The organism is Nitrospira sp. BLG_2, from assembly GCF_049222245.1.
In genome coordinates this window covers 1-2,948 of sequence record NZ_JBLYIG010000748.1, presented here as the reverse complement: position 1 = coordinate 2,948, position 2,948 = coordinate 1, and the positions used below count along the sequence as shown (strand labels likewise).

At 40.1% G+C, this 2,948-nt stretch carries 3 protein-coding genes; 1 reads left to right on the top strand and 2 read right to left on the bottom strand.

Annotated features, from left to right (window positions below; genetic code table 11):
- Positions 1-204: 204 nt before the first annotated feature.
- Together ACOSYY_RS20015 and ACOSYY_RS20010 are read right to left on the bottom strand one after the other, a co-directional pair.
- Entirely contained in the window at positions 205-399 is a 195-nt protein-coding gene (locus ACOSYY_RS20015; protein WP_421664722.1) for a hypothetical protein, read from the bottom strand.
- Positions 396-986: an ATPase gene (locus ACOSYY_RS20010; RefSeq protein WP_421664721.1), complete on the bottom strand. Its 591-nt coding sequence runs from the start codon at positions 984-986 to the stop codon at positions 396-398. The genes ACOSYY_RS20015 and ACOSYY_RS20010 overlap by 4 nt, the downstream gene beginning before the upstream one ends.
- Before the next feature lie 714 nt (positions 987-1,700).
- On the opposite strand from ACOSYY_RS20010, the gene ACOSYY_RS20005 reads away from it, so the two are divergent.
- The coding region (locus ACOSYY_RS20005; protein WP_421664720.1) for a glycosyltransferase at positions 1,701-2,948 on the top strand (1,248 nt) is incomplete at its 3' end.

The window sequence follows — 2,948 nt, the reverse complement described above, 5'->3', positions numbered from 1 at the left end:
GTTATGGACCCAGGAGCATAAAACTGTGTAAGCGTTTATTAAATGTTCAATTCTCACTGATCTTCGTTTCTCTGTTATATCATTTCTATCTTTTAAAAAAGCAATGACAAACCACCCAATGATGATAAGTATATTAGAGATAAAGAAATATGTGTTATCTAACATTCTAAAATCACCTTTGCTAGATTCAATGACTGAGTGTAATTAATCATCAATAATCTCGTCATCAGAAGGGTAGTGTGGAACCACAATATCTTCAGGTTGTATTTTAACGATCTTACCATTTTCTGAAATAACGATGGGGACTCCTAAGCGTTTATGTTCTTCTAGGGCTTTTGAGACGCCTCTGCGTACACCGATTTCAAAGCGATTTATAATATTTATTTTTGAAGTTTTCATGGTTTGAGGTCCTCAAATTTTTTCCAAGTGGTGTTGTCATATACGTCAATTGTAGCACTGCGTTGTAATTTTTTAGCAACGGGTTTGAGCTCTAGAGATGAATTATCTACAATACTCCAACCGTCAGCCAGTGGAATATAGAGATTTATTAAATTATACATACTTCGAACGTATCTCCGTCTTATTACTGATTCTTCGATACTATGACCACCTTTCTCAACTCTTGAGTTTACTCGTTGAATAGCTAAATCCGGATCGTTTAGCCAGACATAAAGGATATTGATGAAGTACCCCTCTTGTTTGCAACGATTAATGAGGTGTGTGAATGTTTTTGAAGCCATTGTGGTTTCAAAGGCAAAATTTAGATTATGATTCGCTAGCTCTTCAATTCTTGAAAGCATTAACTTTCCTGCTTTTACACCAATTGATTCGGGTTTAAAGGGAGAGAGACTGAAGGCAATAGCATCTGCATTGACATATTCATCACAGTGGATTAATTCAGGCATCAATGAAAATGCTGAGGTGGTTTTGCCTGCTCCATTAGGCCCACCTATCATGAATAGATTTTTAATTTGCGATGCTTTCATGACTTCAATTTACCATATTGCACTATGATTGTCTCTGACAAAGCAAGATTGCTTGTCAAAGTTGTGGTGCTAGCATAGCATCCATCCACTAAAACCGAGGCTTACATGATATCAACGCCATACCTGTTATTACCATCCACGGCCCCAGCTGCACCGTAAACGGCAGACTCGGCAACAGATGGTGAGTTATATGGGGTGGCATTTTTTGGATAGTGGGACGCTTTATTGGATTTTGGTTTTGGCGAAGAGGCTGCCAGTGGAGTTTACTTTTGAGCATAATCATTGGCAGGTGATGTTTGAGGGTAGGGATATGATTTTGAAATCAGTAAAGCGTTTTAATGAAAGGTTTCGGCTGAGGTGGTGAATTCGACAGGGGTCTGGTTAATAACCATCAGATTTGATTGAAAGCCATCTCATCTGATTTCCTTCAGGCTAATGACAGGTTGTATACTGAAACGCCCATGCCGCGAGCCGATAAAGGGTTTGGATCCTTCGGGAAGCCATAGATTTGTAATTTCATTCACGTGGACGCGGCATGGCACTGAAGATTTTCAGGGGCAGCGATGTCTGGGGACGTGCAGATTCGCTGGTAACAGCCAATGCAAAAAACTAGATCCCTATGGGTGACCCCATTCCCCCAATCTGACCCTATCCCTTACTGTGCTATAATTAACGACAGTAGCGTGTGGCTGGCAACAAGAAGGTATCAAGGCTATGAAATTAGCTCTAGAGAATGCCCCAAATGACCGTATACCAAAATTCATCCACTTTATTTGGGCGGGTGGTATTAAATTGATGGATGATGAAAGAGAAGTAGAGACAGTGGTTGGCTGGTGTAAGGCGAATCCTCATTGTCGAGTTCATCTTTGGGTTGATTATGATACTTATCCTAAGACTGCTCGACCCTTGCTAGACCGATACAAGCAGATTTTTGGAGCGCATGAAATTAAGGTTGTTACAGATGTTGGTGATAATGAAAATAAAGTGTCATCACTTATCATTAGAGACATCAGCGAAATAGAAGATTATCGGGGTCTTTTAGCATTGGCTAAAAGTGAAATCAAGCAACTCTACCCAAATTTTGGATGTTCAAGCGATATCATTCGGCTATTGATCCTTCGAAAAGGTGGTTGTTATTTTGATCAAGATGTACGATGCAATCCTTGCTTATCGCTCGAGGAAAGTGGGCTCTTCGAGCGACATGGTCTTCCTCTAATTGTCCTGGAGCATCGCCCTCAAAGAGCGACGCCAGACGCCCCGATGAAATTTGAATCAGCTGGGTCAGTGGTCATTCATGGTGAAAGAGACTCTTCCTCATCGCCAGATTCAAAAGCTTCTCTTACAGTCAAAGCTGCATCTTCTTCTGAGGAAGCTGCTGAAGGTAGCCAATCCCCTAGCCACAATTTAACGCCTAAAAGTGAAAGTAGTTCTGATAACTCGTATAAACGCTTTTTAAAACTCACCTTCGACGAGTTAGGTAACGATGCCATCATATGCACTCCGAATCATCCTATGATTATCAGACAACTTGATAGGATCTATGATAATTACCATCTTAAAGTCTCTCAATCCGCATTAAGAACCGCAGAATGTTATGGTGAACGCGATCGAAGAAATCGATCGATTATTCGCACAGGTCCTGATGTAACTCAGACGGTGTTTAGAGAACAAATCAGGCCTTATATACAAGAGTTAGATAGTGGGGGATTGAAGTTATACTATCTTCATGATGAAGATCATGTAATTGAGTTTGACTCAGAATCCGATGACGACTTACGTCATGAAAAATTAGTAGGAGCTTTTGAGTTTCAAACCATGCGTTCGAGACTCCGTGAATTGACAATTCCTGATAATAATTATCAAAACTGGTTAAGAGTTCCGATTCAAAACATCTCTGATATTGGAGCGTGCCATAAGACAATTATAGAGCGCATTAAGTTTGAAATTAAACATTTTAAGATA